12 protein-coding genes and 1 pseudogene are annotated in these 16,178 nt (G+C 42.8%); 4 read left to right on the forward strand and 9 right to left on the reverse strand.

The window, feature by feature from the left end:
• Window positions 1–264: 264 nt before the first annotated feature.
• From V7K56_RS10195 to V7K56_RS10215, 5 genes are all read right to left on the reverse strand, one after another.
• On the reverse strand, window positions 265–999 hold the full coding sequence (locus V7K56_RS10195; RefSeq protein ID WP_334910064.1) for an HAD family hydrolase: 735 nt from the start codon (window positions 997–999) through the stop codon (window positions 265–267).
• Between the two features lie 162 nt (window positions 1,000–1,161).
• A complete protein-coding gene (locus tag V7K56_RS10200) occupies window positions 1,162–2,226 on the reverse strand; it encodes a 30S ribosomal protein S1 (RefSeq protein ID WP_334910066.1) in 1,065 nt (354 codons plus the stop codon).
• A gap of 342 nt (window positions 2,227–2,568) precedes the next feature.
• Window positions 2,569–2,676, reverse strand: coding sequence for a photosystem II reaction center protein T (locus tag V7K56_RS10205; protein ID WP_084227385.1), 108 nt, complete (start codon window positions 2,674–2,676; stop codon window positions 2,569–2,571).
• A gap of 113 nt (window positions 2,677–2,789) precedes the next feature.
• Entirely contained in the window at window positions 2,790–4,319 is a 1,530-nt protein-coding gene (gene psbB / locus V7K56_RS10210; RefSeq protein ID WP_334910068.1) for a photosystem II chlorophyll-binding protein CP47, read from the reverse strand.
• 492 nt (window positions 4,320–4,811) lie between these two features.
• Complete coding sequence (locus tag V7K56_RS10215) at window positions 4,812–5,138, reverse strand: hypothetical protein (RefSeq protein ID WP_334910070.1); 327 nt, start codon at window positions 5,136–5,138, stop codon at window positions 4,812–4,814.
• Between the two features lie 542 nt (window positions 5,139–5,680).
• On the opposite strand from V7K56_RS10215, the gene V7K56_RS10220 reads away from it, so the two are divergent.
• Both V7K56_RS10220 and V7K56_RS10225 read left to right on the forward strand, forming a co-directional pair.
• Window positions 5,681–7,333, forward strand: a complete 1,653-nt coding sequence (locus tag V7K56_RS10220; protein WP_334910072.1) for an ABC transporter substrate-binding protein — start codon at window positions 5,681–5,683, stop codon at window positions 7,331–7,333.
• 60 nt (window positions 7,334–7,393) lie between these two features.
• Complete coding sequence (locus V7K56_RS10225) at window positions 7,394–8,419, forward strand: ABC transporter permease (protein WP_334910074.1); 1,026 nt, start codon at window positions 7,394–7,396, stop codon at window positions 8,417–8,419.
• Here the strand turns inward: V7K56_RS10225 and V7K56_RS10230 are convergent.
• Both V7K56_RS10230 and V7K56_RS10235 read right to left on the reverse strand, forming a co-directional pair.
• A complete protein-coding gene (locus V7K56_RS10230) occupies window positions 8,416–9,021 on the reverse strand; it encodes a hypothetical protein (RefSeq protein ID WP_334910076.1) in 606 nt (201 codons plus the stop codon). The genes V7K56_RS10225 and V7K56_RS10230 overlap by 4 nt on opposite strands.
• Window positions 9,022–9,062: 41 nt before the next feature.
• A complete protein-coding gene (locus V7K56_RS10235) occupies window positions 9,063–9,608 on the reverse strand; it encodes a hypothetical protein (RefSeq protein ID WP_334910078.1) in 546 nt (181 codons plus the stop codon).
• A 192-nt stretch (window positions 9,609–9,800) separates the two neighbouring features.
• Between V7K56_RS10235 and V7K56_RS10240 the strand changes: the two genes are divergently transcribed.
• Both V7K56_RS10240 and V7K56_RS10245 read left to right on the forward strand, forming a co-directional pair.
• On the forward strand, window positions 9,801–10,868 hold the full coding sequence (locus V7K56_RS10240) for an ATP-binding protein (protein ID WP_334910080.1): 1,068 nt from the start codon (window positions 9,801–9,803) through the stop codon (window positions 10,866–10,868).
• A gap of 129 nt (window positions 10,869–10,997) precedes the next feature.
• On the forward strand, window positions 10,998–13,727 hold the full coding sequence (locus tag V7K56_RS10245; protein WP_334910082.1) for an AAA family ATPase: 2,730 nt from the start codon (window positions 10,998–11,000) through the stop codon (window positions 13,725–13,727).
• Between the two features lie 533 nt (window positions 13,728–14,260).
• On the opposite strand, the pseudogene V7K56_RS10250 reads toward V7K56_RS10245, so the two are convergent.
• Window positions 14,261–14,473 (reverse strand): annotated as a pseudogene (locus tag V7K56_RS10250) (energy transducer TonB); the annotation flags it as partial.
• Window positions 14,474–14,869: 396 nt separating this feature from the next.
• Window positions 14,870–15,985 carry an ABC transporter permease gene (locus V7K56_RS10255; RefSeq protein ID WP_334910085.1) on the reverse strand — a complete coding sequence of 372 codons (1,116 nt, stop codon included), beginning with the start codon at window positions 15,983–15,985 and terminating at the stop codon, window positions 14,870–14,872.
• Window positions 15,986–16,178 lie beyond the last annotated feature (193 nt).

Consider the following 16,178-nt stretch of genomic DNA (forward strand, 5'->3'; position numbering starts at 1 on the left):
TTCCGCCATTGGATGCTTGTTCTTACAGGCATCTCTTCATTTTTCCCACTGCCACTGCCCAATGATCGCTTGCTTTAGTCTAAAGTCCAAAATTTAGCGCAGCCTCACAAAGAAATGGTATTAGGTATTGACAGACACTATGGTATTTTGACTTGATTTGATACAAGAATTCTGTGACATAGATGATTTCTATACCATCTGAAAACTAATGTGTCAGAAAAAGCCCCAACTGTCGTTTTTTGAGTTCACCGAACTCATATTAAATTAACCCTCTACAATTTTGATTTCATCAAGTTGATTAATCACTATATCCGCACCTCGGACATGATCTGACTTACCTACCCAAGTGATACCAATACAACCTGCGGCTTTAGCATTACGCGCCATTTGCATATCACCAACTGAATCACCTACCATTAATGTAGCGTTCGGTTCAACTCCCAAAGCTTGGCAAGCTTGCAAAAATAGCACTGGATCTGGTTTACTTGGCCCTTCATCTACGCCCATTTCTAACTGGATATAATCACTTAACTGGTGATTGGCTACAAAATTTCGTACTTCTTCAGTTGTCGCAGCTGAGAGGATACCAAGTTTTAGACCACCCTCCCGCAGGTATTTCAAAATTTCTAAGCTACCTACAAACAGTGGTGAAGCAGTTTGTCCAATGTATTTTTCCGCTTCATCCAAAGATTGACGGGCTATTTTTAAGCACTCAAACCATCCTCTTCCTGTTTCGGCAATATATGCCGCAGTAGCAACTTCTGTTTCACGGCGGCTTGCTACTGATATTAAACCTGCGGGATCTAGAAGATTGCCATTGATGCCAAATGCCATTAATAGAGGTTCCCCAGTTCCAGGAATTTGAGCATCTATTAATCTTGCTGCCTTTTGTGCCAGCGATCGCAAATATGTTTCTGAATCTTCTAGAGTACCGTTTTTGTCAAATAAAATTGCCTGGATATTATCAAAAGTGATATTTCTACATTTAATGGTTGCCATAATATTTAAACTTCCAACTACTCCCAACTCCTGTACAGACAAGGGTTAATCGCGTCTCTCCAAACTATTCTCGATTCTCCACATAAAAAAAGAGGGTTTTTCCCTCTTTATAAAATGATTTAATACCCTTACTTAAAGATAAGTAAAACTATAAAAAATCTATTACTCTTCAATAGCTGCTGGAATTTCCTCTTCAATTTCCGGCGCTGCTGGAATCTCTGTTTCAATTGCCGCAACTACTGGAATATCTTCATCAAGTTCCGTTGCTGGTGGAATATCTTCGTCTGCAAGAACTTCCGCAGGTGAAGCCGCAGCAGTAGCACCTTGCTGCTTGGCTAATAGCTGTTCGCGGTACCTAGCAGCCATTTCTTCCGCCTTATCGTAAACCAAATCCCGGTTTTTAATCATGTCACCGGGTTCGGGTTCTAGCTGCTTGGTAGATAGTGAAATGCGACCCCTTTCTGCGTCCAAGTCAATGATCATAACTTTTACTTCATCATTGACATTGAACACGCTATGAGGTGTATCAATATGTTCGTGAGAAATCTCAGAAATATGCAGTAAACCGCTGACGCCGCCAATGTCAATGAAAGCACCGTAGGGTTTGATTCCACGAACAGTACCAATTACTACTTCGCCGACTTCTAGGCGGTTCATCTTGCGCTCAACCAGCGCCCGACGGTGAGATAGAACAAGGCGATTACGTTCTTCATCCACCTCTAGGAATTTCAACGGCAGATCCTCGCCGACCAATTCTTCTTTAGGTTTGCGGGTACTGATGTGAGAGCCTGGGATAAAGCCACGTAATCCCTCAATCCTTACCAATGCTCCACCGCGATTGGTTGCAAACACACCAGAACGTACAGTAGCATCTTCTGCTTGCAACTGTCGCACGCGTTCCCAAGCCCGCATATATTCAATACGGCGAATGGAAAGGGTTAATTGACCATCTTCGTTTTCATCGGTAAGGATGAAAAATTCGCGCGTTTCGTTTGACTGTAATACTTCTTCCGGGCTATCCACCCGGTTAATAGACATTTCTTGTATAGGTATATATGCTGCGGTTTTAGCACCAATGTCAATCAGAGCGCCGCGCGGCTCTATACTGAAAACTGTTCCTGGCACAACATCGCCAGGGCTAAAATGATAATCGTATTTGTCAAGTAGAGCAGCGAAATCTTCGTGAGTGAATCCAATTTCTGTAGCGGTTAAATTCTGATTGACCATGCTGATTTGTTCCTGGTTTTAGTCTCCGTAAAGGTGGTGTGACAAGCGCGATGTGCTATGTAGACAGTTCTATGGCAGCTTACACAAAACATCTTTTTTTATCCTAGCGCAGAAAAGCTAGCATTAACACATATTTACTCCCAAGATTGGGAATTATATCACAATATTTAGTTATTGGTCATTGGTCAATAGTGAGAAACAACATAAAAGACAAATGACATAAACGCGTCAGCGGCTTCCCGCAGGGTAGGACAAAGGACAAACATAATAATATCCGTTGCCACCATGCTTAGTAGCAACGGATATTAAAATTAAATCCGCTTAAAAGTCTGGGAATAGGATCTACTTATCTTTTGGTTTCTCAAAGCGAGGGGGTTCGCGAAATGCGATCGCAAAGAAGAGAGTACCTATACACAGAGTAAAAATCAAGATGTACGCAACGCTTTCCATATTACGATTTCCTCTTTATCCAGCCAGTAGCTAAAGTTTTTAATGCTGAGTCATCTGAGTACTGAGTCAGAGCCTTAACTCAGAACTCAGCACTTCTTTACTCAGCACTGAAATTAAAGGGCTTCTTTCCGGCGGGTTGACTTGTCACCCACTTTCTGGAACAGACCCCACTCAACTTGCTCTTCAAGATCCGCGTCAACACCAGCAAATACGTCTCGATAAATTGTTCGAGCGCCATGCCAGAGATGACCAAAGAAGAACAACAGAGCAAATACAGCGTGTCCAAAGGTAAACCAACCTCTGGGACTGGTGCGGAATACACCATCAGATTTCAAGGTTTCTCGGTCAAATTCAAAGATTTCACCGCCTTGAGCTTTACGGGCATACCTCTTCACATCAGCTGGCTCTGTAAAGGTCTGACCATTAAGATCGCCACCGTAGAAACTAACGGTAACACCAGATTGCTCGAAGCTATACTTAGATTCTGCCCGACGGAAGGGAATGTCAGCGCGGACAATTCCATCTGCATCAGTCAAAACCACTGGGAAAGTTTCAAAGAAGTTGGGGAGACGACGTACAGTCAATTCTCGTCCTTCAGAATCTTTGAATACGGCGTGACCTAGCCAAGACTGGGCAATGCCATCACCTTTCACCATCGGCCCTGTACGGAATAAACCGCCTTTAGCGGGGCTATTACCGACATAATCATAGAAAGCCAATTTTTCAGGAATCTGCGACCAAGCTTGCTCAAGGGTTGCACCTTGGGCAACGTTTGTTTGGACGCGGCGCTGAATTTCTTGACGGAAGTAGTTTTGATCCCATTGATAGCGGGTAGGACCAAACAATTCGATGGGAGTGGCGGCGTTACCGTACCACATAGTACCAGCAACCACGAAAGCAGCAAAGAAAACTGCTGCAATACTGCTAGAAAGTACTGTTTCAATGTTCCCCATCCGTAAGGCTTTGTAGAGCCGTTCCGGGGGTCTAACTGTCAGGTGGAATAAGCCTGCAATAATACCAACAACACCAGCGGCAATGTGGTGAGCCGCAATGCCACCAGGGTTATAGGGGTTAAAACCATCTGGGCCCCATTCTGGTGCTACTGCCTGGGCAGCACCAGTTACACCATAAGCGTCAGAAACCCATATCCCCGGCCCAAATAGTCCGGTGACGTGAAAAGCACCAAATCCAAAACAAAGTAGACCAGATAAGAACAAGTGAATGCCAAACATTTTTGGCAAGTCTAGAGCGGGTTCACCAGTGCGGGGATCTCTAAAAAGTTCCAAATCCCAGTAAACCCAGTGCCATACGGCGGCTAGAAATAGTAGACCGGAAAGAACAATATGAGCGGCAGCAACGCCTTCAAATGACCAGAAGCCAGGATCAGTTGCTGGTCCACCAGTAACGTTCCAACCACCCCAAGATTGAGTGACGCCCAAACGTGACATGAACGGCAAGACATACATTCCTTGACGCCACATCGGATTGAGAACTGGATCGCTAGGGTCAAAAATAGCCAGTTCGTAGAGTGCCATCGAACCAGCCCAGCCTGATACTAAGGCTGTGTGCATTAGGTGTACAGAAATCAGTCGTCCTGGATCATTCAGAACGACTGTATGTACTCGGTACCAGGGTAGTCCCATCGACTACGCTCCTCCTCGATGAGTTAGTTTACAAAGCAATTTTCTTACTGAGGTTCTAAGAGACGAAAATCGCCACTTAGAAAACTCTCTCTTGTTTTTTTTATTGCCAGAGCTAGAGTACTACCGCAGCTTAGTCTTAATAAATCAGACAGCGTGGGTGCTTTGGCAATGCTTACTCGCTTCAGGAGGTTTACCTATATAGGTTAGCCATCGTTAAGCAAAAATGAGAATGTTTTAAAAAGTGTAACTATTGATGGAATTGTTTGCAAGCGTGTAAATTGATGCGATCGCGTAGCATATCCAAGTTTTTTCGCTACCAATACGCGTCGAGGATTAAATTTGCTTATCTTTTCTTTACGAGGAGTGGGGAGAAGGGGAGCAGAGGGGACAAGGGGGACAATGAGGACAAGGTGAATAAAGTTAGAACTTGCAACAAGTCTTTCCCTTCCCCTTGTCCCCAAGTCTCTTCCCAATGCCCTGTTTGGCCAATCTTTACTGAACCACCAACTGGATATTTTGCAGTTGACACTTCGCCTCAGCTGTACTTAGGCGTTCAATTACCTGTTCAGCGCTCATCAGACGCTTGAGTACTACTTGACCGATAGTCTGGCTAGCAATTACTGATGTTGTTGGCTTAACTTCCACGGTTAAAACGGCTTCTTCTACTCGATAAAGCCAGAGCAATTCATTTTCTTCGACTAAACAAATATTCATTCGCTGAATATCTGGTTGGCGTCGCCATGCGGTTATTTGCCAGAGTCCATCAGATGCCCAGACTCTTGCAACTGCCCATCCCTCAGATAGAAAGAAATACTTCACGGTCTTAGTCTCACTATTAGACTTTCAATCTGCTGTTAACGATATCGCGATCGCCTTAGTAGCTGATGTTCAAACACTCTTCTTTTTGAGAAGAGAGCGGATTTTGACGATAAAACGCTTTATCGATGTCTGTTCCCAAGCAGCAAGAGCTAAAATCTCAACGTACACTACTTAGGCTAAGTGTCAAAGCTTAACAAGACCTATTTTCCTAGTAACTATGAATTTACGACCAATTTAACCAATGTTTGGTTGAAAATTTTAATTAAATAAAAACTTTTTAATACTTAACAAATCTTAAATATCAAATCCTGTATTTTATTAATGATTTTTTGTAACAAAATAGTGTTCGTGCGTAGCCCGTCGTAAGCATCATACAGTAACAATAAACTTATTATGAAGTTGAGTATCCGCCACAAATTTTTGATTTCAATGGCTAGGGAGTGTTCCATCGAAATAAGAACTACTATAAATTGTGAAGATTCAGCATAAGAGTCACAAATGTAGTAAAATTGCTGACCGCTGATATTAAATATATTATTGCTATGACCTGGTTTTCCTTGTTCGTGAAACGGTGGGGTCTGATTATACAGTTCCTATCTTTGTTCTATTTATGTTTATTTTTGGTTATTAGTTGTGCTCCTCGTCCGCAGTCAACTACGCCGCCATCTGGTTCTGTAAATACCCCTACAGGTGATGCTCGTATTACGATAGGTACAACAGCCAGGCCAAGAACCCTTGATCCGGCTGATGCCTATGAGTTAGCATCTTTAGGTTTGGTGTTTAATATGAGCGATCGCCTCTACAACTACGAACCAGGAAGCACCGAAATTAAGCCTCAACTAGCTACAGCATTACCCAAAGTCAGTCAAGACGGCTTAACTTATACCATCCCCTTACGTCAGGGAGTAGTTTTTCACGATGGGACTCCCTTCAACGCTCAAGCAATGGCCTTTACCATCCAGCGCTTTATTGAAAATAAAGGAAAACCCTCATTCTTACTAGCTGATTTAGTAGATTCGATAAAACCTACAAGCGAGTATGAGTTGACAATCAAGCTGAAAAAGTCCTTTGCAGCTTTTCCCTCACTGTTGGCATTTCCTGGAGTATGTGCCGTTTCACCAAAAGTTTACGAAGTCGGCGCTGGTAGATTCAAGCCGAATATTTTTGTGGGAACTGGCCCTTATAAATTAGGACAGTATGGTACTGATTCTATCAGATTTGATGTGTTTGATAAATACTGGGGAGAAAAACCAGCTAACAAAGGTGTTAATCTCCAAATTCAAACTAGTGCGGTTAATTTGTTTAATGCTTTCCGCACAGGTGCAATCGATGTAGCTTATCTGTCGTTACAGCCAGATCAAAATCGGAGCTTGGAAGAAGGTGGCAAAAAAGGAGATTGGCAAGCGATCGCTGCTGAGGGTAGTGTAGTAAGTTATCTAGTATTAAACCGAAATCAAAAGCCTTTAGATAAATTAGAGGTAAGACAAGCGATCGCCTCCATAATTGACCGTCCACTTTTAAACGAGCGAGTATTACTTGGTCAAGCAGATCCGCTTTATAGCATGATTCCCACAACGTTTAAAGTTTCTTTGCCATTATTCAAAGATAAATATGGTGATGCTAACTTCGATCAAGCTAAAAAATTATTAACTACTGCTGGTTTCTCCAAAGAAAATCCTGCAAAAGTGCAAGTTTGGTATCCTTCTAGTTCACCTACTCGTAGTTTGGCAGCACAGACACTCAAATCCCTTGTGGATGTCAAAATGGATGGAATACTGCAATTTGAAGTTGCCCAAGCGGAAGGGCCTGCCTTCTTTAAAGATATTGCCAAGGGTTTGTATCCGGCAGCTTTACTTGATTGGTATCCAGACTTTTTAGATCCAGATAATTACGTCCAACCATTTTTGTCTTGTGACAAAGGTTCAACTGCTAAAGGATGCGAAGATGGAGGTAGTCAAACTCAGGGTTCGTTCTACTATAACGAAGCCATAAATAAACTGATTGATGGGCAACGCAAAGAACTAAACCCCGAAGCGCGTCAGAAAATTTTTAACGAAATTCAAACGCAAGTTACTACTGATGTACCTTACGTTCCCTTATGGCAAAACAAAGACTATGTATTTGCCCGAAATGGTGTTAATGGCGTAGAACTTAATCCTACTCAAATTTTGGTTTACCAGACACTTAAAAATTAGCTATTGGGCATGGGGCATAATTCACAAATGACAAATGACAAATGACAAATAATTAAAATTATGTCTCGTTCTAAAGCTTTACAATATTACATTGTTTCTCGGTTACTTCTTGCGCCACTTCAGCTATTAACTATCATTACCATTGTATTTCTCTTACTAAGAGCAACACCAGGAGATCCAGCAGATGCAATTCTCGGTGGACGTGCGCCAGAAGCTGCTAAAGAAGAATTGCGAAAACAACTCGGTTTAAATCTTCCCCTGTGGCTACAGTACCTAAATTATTTGGGAAGCATACTGCGCTTTGACTTGGGAACCTCTTTAATGAGTCGCGGAGAGAATGTTTGGGACATAATTGGGCAATATTTCCCGGCGACGGTGGAGTTAGCAGTATGTAGTATGGCGGTTGCTCTCATCGTCGGAATTGCGGTTGGAACTCTTTCGGCTTCTCGTCCTGGAACATATTTTGATGTTGGTGGGCGCTTATTTGGTATCATCACTTACGCACTTCCGATGTTTTGGGCGGGAATGCTTTTACAGTTGATTTTCTCAGTCCAACTGGGTTGGTTTCCTAATTCCAACCGCTTTCCGTCTAATCTGCCGGCTCCCACTCCTGTGACTGGATTGTATACAATTGATAGCCTACTCGGTGGAAATTTCACCCAGTTTTTCGCATCTTTGCACCATCTTGCTCTACCAAGTCTCACATTAGGAATTTTGCTTAGTGGAATTTTTGAGCGAATCGTGCGAGTGAATTTAAAGCAAACCTTGCAAGCAGATTATGTAGAAGCAGCTAGAGCTAGAGGTATTGGTGAAAATAAAATTTTAGCTTCCCATGCTTTAAAAAATGCGCTAATTCCAGTGATTACAGTCTTAGGATTAACCTTTGCGTCTCTGTTGGGTGGGGCGATTTTGACAGAGGTAACATTTTCTTGGCCTGGGTTAGCTAATCGATTGTATCAAGCGATCGCCGATCGCGATTATCCCACAGTCCAGGGAGTACTCGTATTTTTTGGTGCGATCATTGTCAGCGCCAGCATTTTGATTGATATTTTAAACGCTTATGTAGATCCGCGAATTCGGTATTAAATTTCTTGAGAAATACCACTGGCTAAAATACCAAGAATTTTATTCACATCTTTAAGATAATATTCGCTTAAATCAATGGTCAATGTTTGTTGTTGTAATTTGAGGAATTGCCAAATACTGCCCGTTGTGACTGCTCCATAAATTGTTTTAATTTCAGTTGCAGCTTGCTGATTAAAAATTTGGGCTGCTACCATTTCGGCTGCACACTGACCCAAACCCGCATTAATATTTTCTTTTTTAGCTTCTACAACTGTAATTACTGGTGCAGTCAAAATTAGTATTTCTGGAGATTTAGTAATAATAAAATCGCAAGTGCCATTTAATCCTTTGGCATTATCAACAGTAAAATCTACCCCAGAAAATAAACTAACTTGCTCGTGTAATTGTCGGCGCAAGTCAACTAGAATGGGAGCAATGATAAATTCAGAGCGCGCTTTTTCACTATTACTAGCTAAAGCGATCGCCAGATTATAATTGAGTGTTTCTACAAGTAAATTACTCGCTGCTAATTCAGGAACAGCAACGAAAATATCGCGTTTTTCTAAGGTGGTTAAACTAAACTCTCGTTTTGCTTTAGCCAAACTAAACTCGCTGTAAGCCATAAAACTATTACTCACTTTCGCTTTTAAACAGAAGACTGAAATTACTCTCCAACATCCAAGTTAAAGTAGAAACTACCGTCAACAATTCTGTTGCTACCAACATACTTGATAATGGGTATGCTGACTTGGTGCTGTCCTGGTTCAAGCTTCCAAGTTTTTTGGAAGTTACCAATATTATGGCAAGCAGCATAAATCGGGAAGTTACTAGGAGTGAAAAGTCCATTTTTATAACTCTCAACTCCATGTTTAAATAAATATCCTTTGACTTCTACTTTATTGAGTAGAGTTTGAGATGGTATGCAATAATAGACGTTTGATAATCTTAGAGTATCTCCAGATTTGAGAAAGAGGCGATCGCGATTTTTCACTTGCTGAAGTTCGTTGCTATTAACCTGCACTGTAAGATTAGCGACACAGACTTTATCGACAATAACTTTGTCACATATTGCAGAGGTGGCGGTGACAAAAGGCTTTGGTTCTGAAAAAGATTTTTTATCCTGCTCAATTAATGCAGGCGCTACTGTAGCTAGTATGGCGCTGGTAGCAGCGATGAGAGCAAGTACAAGCTGTTGTCTAAAAGTTGTCATTTTTCAAACTCCTCAACTTTTTTTGGTATGACACCATCATCACTTGAGACATAAGCTCTATAGGTAGCCGCTAGTAAGGAGTTTGAGTGATTAAATTGTTGTAAGGTAAAGTAGGCAAATGTAGGTTTGTAAGGTAAAGTTATTACACTACTGACTGATTTTAACTTTGCTCTGCCAATTCCCTTACACCTAATGGACTCACAAAAAGCATTAATATTCATTAATAAGCTACTTGCAAACGATAAGCAAGTCTTAAATGACTTAGAACAAAAGCTCTTTTTAGGGATGTGGGAAGGGAAGAAGTATAAAGATATTGTTAATCATAGCTATAGTGCAGAATATGTCAGAGAGGTGGGTGCAAAGTTATGCACAAAGATTACAGAACTTTTAGGAATACAAGTTAAAAAAAGAATTTTTAAAAATTCAATAATAGCAGGATATCAAAAGTCTTTAGAACAAGCTTCACTTTCCCAAGAACCAATTGTAGAACCAACTAATCCACCACTAAGAGATGAATCACACTCAGCTAATCTATTGCTGCAAAATCATAATCCTTTTATTCTCCAACACGGCAGAATAGAAGACCCACAACAGTTTTTTGGCAGGAAACACGAAATATCACGGGTATTTGAAGTACTTAACAATAATAGTAGTGTCGCGCTCATAGGAGAAGAAGGAATCGGCAAGTCATCTTTGTTATGGGTGATTTGCCAACAGGCAGAAAATTATTTACAGTTACCACGTGAGCCAGTTTTTTTAGATTTAAATAATGGAGTTCATGATGAAGGTGAATTCTACTTTGCTTTGTGCGATAAAATTGGTATTCCTGAAAGCAAAGGCTATAGACTAACTCGCAATTTGCAAAAGAAAAAAGTGCTATTAGCTATAGATAATTTAGGAAGGTTAATCGAAAACGGCTTTACTCGCCAAGTTAGGGATCAATTGCGAGGTTTAGCTGAAGGGCGTGATGCTTCTTTGCGGTTGATTTTAGCTGCTAGCGAACCTCTGGACAGGCTATTTAACGACAGTCAGGATAATGGCAAAACATCTCCACTAGCAGGTATTTGCCAAGAAGAACACATTCATCCTTGGGATGAAGGTACTATGCGTGCTTTTATTACCAACCGTTTGGCTAACACTTCAGTGAGTTTTACTGAAGAAGAAATCATCCAACTCATCCAAGAAAGTGGCGGACATCCTCGCAAACTGATGCAACTGTGCTATAGAATTTATTCGCAGTATGTGGAGAGTGGGCGATGAGTGATACCTCTTTGACCTCTCCCTCAACCCCTTCCTTACAAGGGAAGCAAGATTACTCCTACTCTCGCTTACTTTATAGGAAGGTAGCTGGGAAGGTTAGGTTCTTCACGGTTAATGATGGAGGCTGAATTGACCCCTGTACCCCGCCTAGACTTAGCACCCAAGTTAAAGCGTCCTCTCTCTCTATGGAACCCGCTGGATTATCTGCGCCTTTTGTACTGGGTGTTTTTCTTCCCCCAGGCTTTGCGGTGGTATGTGGATATGTTCGGGGGTGGGTATATTCCTAGACAAGAAATGAATTGGCGAAAGGGATGGGAGTTATTACGTCAAAATGCTATCCAACGCCATTTACTTTTCCAAGGATTATTTTTAACAGTAGTTACACCTCTAGCTGTAGGTCTAATTTTTCAGGCAGTAAACATTCCCGTTAACTGGTTCGGCGTGGCGTTCGGCGTGGCGTTCGGCGTGGCGGTAGGCGTGACGGGAGGTGTAGCGGGAGATGTGGCGGGAGGTGTGGTAGGGAGCGTGACGGGAGGTGTGGCGGTATGCGTGGCGTTCGCTGTGGCGTTTGGCGTGGCGGTAGGCGTGGCGTTTGGCGTGGCGGTAGGCGTGGCGTTTGGCGTGGCGGTAGGCGTGGCGTTTGGCGTGGCGGTAGGCGTGGCGTTCGCCGTGGCGTTTGGCGTGGCGTTTGGCGTGGCGGTGGGTATGGCGTTTGGCGTGGCGTTCGCCGTGGCGATAGGCGTGGCGTTCGCCGTGGCGTTTGGTGTGGCGTTTGGCGTGGCGGTAGGTATGGCGTTTGGCGTGGTATGCGTGGCGTTCGGCGTGGCGTTCGCCGTGGCGTTCGGTGTGGCGGTACTGCGTCCAGTAACCTGGCTTATTGGCTCACCTTTAAACTTGCAAATCATCCAAAACGGTAGTTGGCTACTCCCTCGCATCACTCCGCTTCCCCTTCCTAATCTTGTTTGGCGCTTGCAAAATTGGTTGCAAAATGATTGGGAAACTGGTTTACATAATATTAATGAACTGCTGGCATATACCCTACAATTCATTCCTGTTGTCCAAGCAGTCAATAGAGTACTTGCCAAAATCCCCTTAGAGCAACTTATTTGGACTGTCTCTCGACTGGCGGCAAATCCTTTTGATTGGAATATAGTACGTTTTGCTTCAGCTTCTTTAGATGAAACCATAAAATCAACGTTTATCAAAGGTTTCTTCTCTTTCCCCTTGTTCTTTTTCTTGCCTCGTTCTTGGCGAGAAGGTTTACAGGCTCGTTTTAACACAGACACTCGCTTAGATACTCCTGCCCGTGCTGCTGCTGCTGGTTTCTGGCATCTGCATGAAAAAGAACCAGTCAGAGCAATAGAAGCTTTTGCTGTAGTGCGTTCTCTTCTCTATGGCGAGGAAATGTTTACCCTTGCCCAAACTCTAGCGCTGTTTCACAAAGCTAAAAAACCAGCCTCTATTGTTGCTATCCAAATTCCTCTTTTTCCACAGGAACCGCTTTTACGTCCAGTTTCTTGGAAAGTTCTTGCTAATTTACGTCAAGTTGTTGAGGATGTCCAGTTTATTGAACGCAGCGTCTCACGTTCAGCCAGGTCTTTAGCTCTGAATCGAGCATTAGGCAAACTGACAAAAATCCTAAATCAAGCCGACACATTACCACAAGCAGAGCAAGGGTTAATCATAGATATCGCTCAAACTTGGCAAAAAAGCCTTTTACAAATTGCTGGTGAAGTGGGAGAAATTTCCATTACCAAGCCTGTGGTTAATCCTTATGTTATAGGCGACCCCGTTCAAGGTCATCTCTTCGTTGGGCGAGAAGATGTCATCAGACAGTTAGAAGAACTCTGGGTGATGGGTAATCAACTCCAGTCTATAGTTCTCTACGGTCACAGGCGCATGGGCAAAACTTCTATTCTGGTTAATGCTGCTCAATGTCTAGGCTCACAAATACAGCTAGCTTATGTCAACTTGCTACGTTTGGGAGATAGCCCTCAAGGTGTGGGTGAGGTGCTAATGGCAATTTGTGATGAAATTTCTCAAACTGTAAAACTTTCACCCCCAACTGATGCTGATTTACTAAATCTCCCCTACCGGACTTTTGAACGCTATTTAAAACAGGTTGAAGCAAACCTAGACGGTGGGTTAATCATTGCCTTAGACGAATTTGAGAAAATTGAAGATTTAATTGAAGCAAAAAAAATCCCTATCGACTTTATGGGTTTTTTGCGCGGTTTAGTGCAAATGAGTTCTAAAATTGCCTTTGCATTTGCTGGTTTGCACACCTTGGAGGAGATGACAGCAGATTATTTTCAACCCTTCTTTGCCAGCGTCATTCCTATTCATGTAGGCTTTCAAGAACGTGCAGCTACCCGCCAAATTCTTGCTAACCCAGGTAATGAAGACTTCCCCCTCGACTACATCCCGGAAGCTTTAGATGAAATTTATGCTTTGACACACGGTCAACCATATTTAGTGCAACTGCTGGGTTTTCAGCTAGTACGCCGCTACAACGACTTTGTTTTTGAGCAAGGGCGATCGCGTGACCCAGTTTTCACAGTAGAAGACGTGGAAGCAGTTGTCAATAACCCTGAGTTTTTCAGGCGGGGACGCTACTACTTTGATGGGGTTTGGGGTCAGGCGGCGCGGGGTACTGAGGGTCAACAAGCAATTGTACAAGTGCTTGCACCTTACCTAGAGGGGCTAAGTCTGGATGCCTTAGCTCAATCTACAGGTATGAACGACACCAATTTACAGGAAGCGCTGAATACTCTGAAGCGTCATGATGTCGTTGAGGAAACTCAGGGAAGCTGGCGGATTATGGTAGAACTGTTTCGCCGTTGGGTTTTACAGCAGTAGAGTACGAGCGATGCCTATGGCTGGCTACGCCTACGCATTTGTTACTTCGGAGTTCGCATTTGTTAATTCGGAGTTCGCATTTGTTAATTCGGCGTACGCATTTGTTACTTCGGAGTTCGCATTTGTTACTTCGGCGTTCGCATTTGTTACTTCGGCGTTCGCATTTGTTACTTCGGCGTTCGCATTTGTTACTTCGGCGTTCGCATTTGTTACTTCGGCGTTCGCATTTGTTATTTCGGCGTTCGCAATTGTTATTTCGGAGTTCGCATTTGTTACTTCGGCGTTCGCATTTGTTAATTCGGAGTTCGCATTTGTTATTTCGGAGTTTGCATTTGTTATTTTGGCGACAGCATTTGCTATTTCAACGACAACATTTGCTATTCTGACACCTTATTTCTGTAAACTAAGCGGGTCGGTGCATCTCGCAAGCCATCACCGAGTAAGTTGAATCCTAGCATTGTGAGGATAATTAACACAGCGGACGGCCAAATTAACCTCAGTTTTTTATTTCACTGCTACCTTTACGCCTACCTTCGACACGAACCCGCTATAGCATATTCAGTATCAACTAACACTCCTTGTCGGCCATCAGATGCGGGTTTTAATTTCCAGTTACGTGCTTGTCTCAAAGTTTCTTCATCCAAGTTGCGGTTTCCACTAGAGCGAATAAGGCGGACATTGGTGACATTGCCTTGAGCATCAGTATCTACAGCTATTTCTACTCTGCCTTCTATGCCTCTTCTTGCTGACTCAGCAAGGTTATTAGACGGGACTGCACTACCAGTAACACCACTGCTCTGACGTGCTCTAGAATCTCTTATCCTTCTCAAACATTGTGTTAATTTTTGACTATCAGGTTCTATAGTCTGAAACTGTGGAGAATTAGTTTGAGATGGTTTCAGTTGTTTAACTGGCTCAAGCTTCTTTGTTGCTTTTATCAGTTCATATTTTTCAGAAGACAGTTGAAAAAAATTACTTACTGCTGGTAATACTACGGTAGTGTCTAACGCTCGCGAACCAATCAGACTGTAAGCCAGAAAAACACTGACAGCAATACTAGAAAAGCTCATAATCTATGCCACCAAACTATTTAGTGTAAGTTGCTAGTTAAGTCACATTCTACCTGTCCTGTTTTCATAAACCTATCTTCTTAAACTACGAGGATCAAGGGCATCTCTTAGCCCATCACCAAGTAAGTTGAATGCCAATACTGTGAGAATAATCAGCACAGCCGGCGGCCAGATTAACCAAGGTTGCAGTACCAAAATTGAAGCATTGCTAGCCAGAGATAACATATTGCCCCAAGAGGGGTCTGGTTGTTGAATTCCTAAACCGATGAGACTTAGTATCGCCTCTGCACCAATAAAGCTGGGAATTGCAAGGGTAGCTGAAATAACTACATAACTAGCCGTTTGTGGCAAAACGTGACGGATAATTATATAAATTGGGTTCCCGCCCATCGCACGCGCTGCTTGGACAAATTCTCGCTCTTTAATTGATAGTACCTGTCCTCGAATCACCCGTGCTAAACCAGCCCAGCTAATAACCGAAGTAATAACCACAATCAGCAAAAAGCGCTGGGTACTACTTAAACCCGCTGGTAAGACTGCACCCAATGTTACCAAAAGATAAATACTAGGGAAAGTCATTAGCACTTCTGCCAAGCGCATAATGATGCTATCAGTCACACCGCCGAAATAGCCGGAAATTCCACCAATAAGCAAACCGAGGGGATAGGTAATGATAATGCCAAAAATCCCAATAAACATACTGATACGACCGCCATGCAGCAAGCGACTAAATTGGTCGCGGCCTTGGTCATCAGTGCCGAAAATATTGACTTTTGCGCCACTTGTTGTGCCAAATAAATGCCAATTTAAGGGGATACCAGGAAAAATTGTGACTTCATCCCACGTAGGCGGTAGTGGCAAACTCATCTCCAACAATCTGTATTTTGCCCCTAAGACAAATAGACGCAAGGGTGAAGGCTTTTTCAAGTCTACAATGAGTTCGCGATCGCCTGTATCTAAATTGGTATCTCCCTGAGTCGTCGGATAAACGTAAGGCCCAGTAAATTGCCCTGATTGAGAAACCCAGTGTATCTTAGTTGGTGGCAGCAGAGAACCATTAGGCTGTGAAGCATAGGGGTCATAAGGAGCTACGAAATCAGCTGCAATTACTCCTATATAGAAAATTAACAGCAAAATTGTCCCAAAGCGTGCCAAAGGATTTTTCTTAAGTCGTCGCCACCAATCCATAGTAGTTAGGAGTTATCAGTTAGGAGTTATGAGTTATTAAGCTTTTATCTTAATTCATAACTCATGATTAATAATTTTCAACTCCCAACTCCTGTACAGACAAGGGTTAATCGCGTCTTTCCTAAGGGACTTCCAAATAAAAAAATAATCAATCGTTTTGGTAAGCAGGGGGAGCAGGGGAGGCAGGGGGAGA

Source organism: Nostoc sp. (assembly GCF_036917535.1).
In the GTDB taxonomy this organism is placed as follows: domain Bacteria; phylum Cyanobacteriota; class Cyanobacteriia; order Cyanobacteriales; family Nostocaceae; genus Nostoc.